Source organism: Rhodopirellula sp. JB055 (assembly GCF_043100905.1).
In the GTDB taxonomy this organism is placed as follows: Bacteria; Planctomycetota; Planctomycetia; order Pirellulales; family Pirellulaceae; genus Rhodopirellula.
In genome coordinates this window covers 1-2913 of the sequence record NZ_JBICHO010000072.1, presented here as the reverse complement: position 1 = coordinate 2913, position 2913 = coordinate 1, and the positions used below count along the sequence as shown (strand labels likewise).

The following is a 2913-nucleotide window of genomic DNA, read 5'->3' as shown; positions in this document are numbered from 1 at the left end:
GATGTGGCGGAGTTGCGCGGTCAAGTCTGCGATGGACGCCGCGGACAGGTCACCGCTGAGCAGTTCCTGGACTTCCGTGACGATGTCTGAATCTTGTTGGGCAGGGTCGCTGAGTTTGTACAAGCGACCTTTGCCGATCCCGTCCCAACCATCGACCCAGTCACTGACCAGCAGATCGCCGGATGGTGTGAAGGCAAGGTCAGTGGCGAGGACGTTCCAAATCGGTTGATCGCTAGCGCCCATTTTGTAGAAGGCACCATCTGGATCGACGGTGAACGAGCGGATGCCACTGTTGGAGGGACCGCCTCGGAAGTCACAGATTAAGAATTGATTGTTGAGTTGGTCGCCGAATCCGGTGCCGGGATAGAACGCCAGCCCTGATGGACCATCGGTGAAGTTGATGATCGGTGGAACCAGGTGAGCCGGTTGTTCGTTGTGGTGCGGTTCCCAGATCTTGAGTCGATTGAAGGGGCCACGATCGGGAAGGTATTGGTAATGCATCCGCCATCCCGTGTCGCCTCCTTTGAGCAGATGAACCAAGCGGGCTTTGTCGCCGCTGTCGGAGTTGTTGTCGACGGTGAACCAGTCGCCGATGTCGTTGAAGGCCAACTCCTGCGGGTTCCGCAAACCGTTGCAGTAGATTTCTAAGTTGCTGCCATCCATCTCACATCTGAAGACGGCACCGACAGCCGGGTTGGAGAGCAGTTTGCCTTCGGGGGTGGTGACGTGATAGCCGCGGTCACCGATTGAAAAATACAGTCGTCCATCGTAGCCACGGATCAGGCCGTGCATGTCGTGTCCGCGGAAAGCGACTCGAACGCCGTAACCATCCGAGAGGACTTGCGATTCTTCCGCGACACCGTCGTCATCGGCATCGGACAGTTTCCAAAGTTTGGGGATGCAGGTGTAGTAGATGTCGGAACCGTGGACCAAGATCCCAGCGCCGGTGCCTTCTTCGAGCCCGTTGAATCCGTCGGCGACCACGGTGACTTCATCGGCCACTCCATCGCCATCGGTGTCGACCAAGCGGCGAATGCGATCGTCGTGTTGGGCGTAGGTGATCGCGGCTTCGCCGAGCAAGCGTTTGTGATAGTCGATCCGGTCTTGAACGGTCTCTGCGGAGAGGTCGGCCAGCAACCATTCGTCGTCGTGGCCGCGGTTGTCGGTCACACCTCGGTTTTGGCGAAAGCTTTCGCAAACGTACACGCGACCTTGCGGATCGACGGTGAACGCGACGATGTTGGCGACGTTGGGTTCGGCCGCGAAGAGTTCGATTTTCCAGCCTTCTGGGATTTTGAATCCGGCCATGGCTTGGGCGGCTTCGTCCGAGGCTTCGGCGATCTGCGGTGTCAGAGGTTCGGGTTTGCTCGAGGAGACCGATTCGGCGGCTGGTTCGGCCGCGTTGGCGGAGCGAACGAAGGCGTGTTCAAACGGTAGGCAGGCGAACGCAAAACTGCCGAGGACGAGACCAGCGGCGGACAACCCGCGAGCGAATCGAGCAGCAAGCCTCGACGGACGCCACGAACGAGGCTGAGAGTTGGAAAACGAACGAGTTGGGGAAGCGATGGGCGGCGTCATGGTGCAGATAAGAAACCTCATTGGGCGGCGGCGAGCGGTACGTATAGAATAACTGCGGCTCGGAAAGATGAACAAGGATTAACCACCCTGCATCTGGCATTCCAAGCGAATATTTGCCGTGAATTTTTCTGCCTCTGGGTGTCTGTGTTTCGATGAGCGAACTGAATCCTTTGACGAACGCTTCGGATCCATCCGTGGACCCAGCCACCTCGTCGCCGATGAACGACGCGAACGAGTCGGGGAACGGGGAGAGCCCGGTCCGGCGGGGCAACCCGTTTGCGTCGGGGACGGACCGGCCAGCGATGGCGGTGGTGACGCCAATGTTCCAGGAAGAGGTGTGGGTGCCCGAGTCGGGGGTGTTGCAAGCAAGCGTGCTGGCGTCGCTGATCGTGTTGGTGTTTTCGCTGGCGTGCTGGCGGTTGTTCCCAGCAGGTGGAATCCTGGTCACGGGACTGGGATGCGGCCTGTCGATCCTGGGGATGTTTTCATCGCGAATCGTGGCTGCGGCAATGTGTTTGATCGCCCACGCGGTCTTGTTCGTGGCGTGTTATTTGTTGGTGGTTTAAGGGGAAGGAAGTGTGAAAGGGGCTCAGGGGCTCAGAGCCACAGGGGGATCGTGTGCGTGCGGTGGGGGGCGTGCTTGTTGAGATGGAGTCTCGCATCTCGCATCTCGTGCTCGTGCTCGTGCTCGACGTCCGGTTGGAACGCAGACGCCGTTTTGAAGTTGCGTTTTTCTCGCAACCCGACGCGTCAGCGAGGGACCCACCGGCTCATTGCGATGGTGCGTGGTCCCTCGCTAACGCGTCGGGTTGTGATGCAAGCGACAGGCACTCGGCAGCCTCTGCGTCAAGCTCTCCCGCGATCGCGTCAGACGGCTCGACGATTCCACGCCAGCACGCGAACAGTTGAGGACAACTGTTCTACTCTGCTTGACCGCTCCTCTGCGTCTCCGCGACTCCCCGCCCCTGCGTCAAGCTCTCTGGCGATCGCGTCAGGCGGCTCGACGATTCCACCCCGACACGCGAACAGTTGAGGACAACTGTTCTACTCTGGCTGAACGCTCCTCTGCGTCTCCGCGACTCCCCGCCTCTGCGTCGAAACTCACCCGCGATCGCGTCAAGCCACTCGACGATTCCACCCCAGCACGCGAACAGTTGAGGACAACTGTTCTACTCTGGCTCCGCCAAAGGCGAGTGTGAGAAGTGCAGAACAGTTGTCTCCATTGTTCCGTTGGGCGAGTTTCCAACTCAGAGCGGTTTGTTGACTTGCTCGAGTTCACAACCCGACGCGTCAGCGAGGGACCCACCGGCTCGTTGCGATGGCATGCGGTCCCTC

Annotated in this window: 2 protein-coding genes; one reads left to right on the top strand and one right to left on the bottom strand. The window is 59.6% G+C overall.

Going from position 1 to position 2913, the window contains the following annotated elements; translation table 11 throughout:
* The coding region (locus tag ACF8AM_RS02865; protein WP_392554187.1) for a PQQ-dependent sugar dehydrogenase at nt 1-1578 on the bottom strand (1578 nt) is incomplete at its 3' end.
* A 152-nt stretch (nt 1579-1730) separates the two neighbouring features.
* Between ACF8AM_RS02865 and ACF8AM_RS02860 the strand changes: the two genes are divergently transcribed.
* Nucleotides 1731-2144, top strand: coding sequence for a hypothetical protein (locus ACF8AM_RS02860; protein ID WP_392554186.1), 414 nt, complete (start codon nt 1731-1733; stop codon nt 2142-2144).
* Nucleotides 2145-2913: the final 769 nt, after the last annotated feature.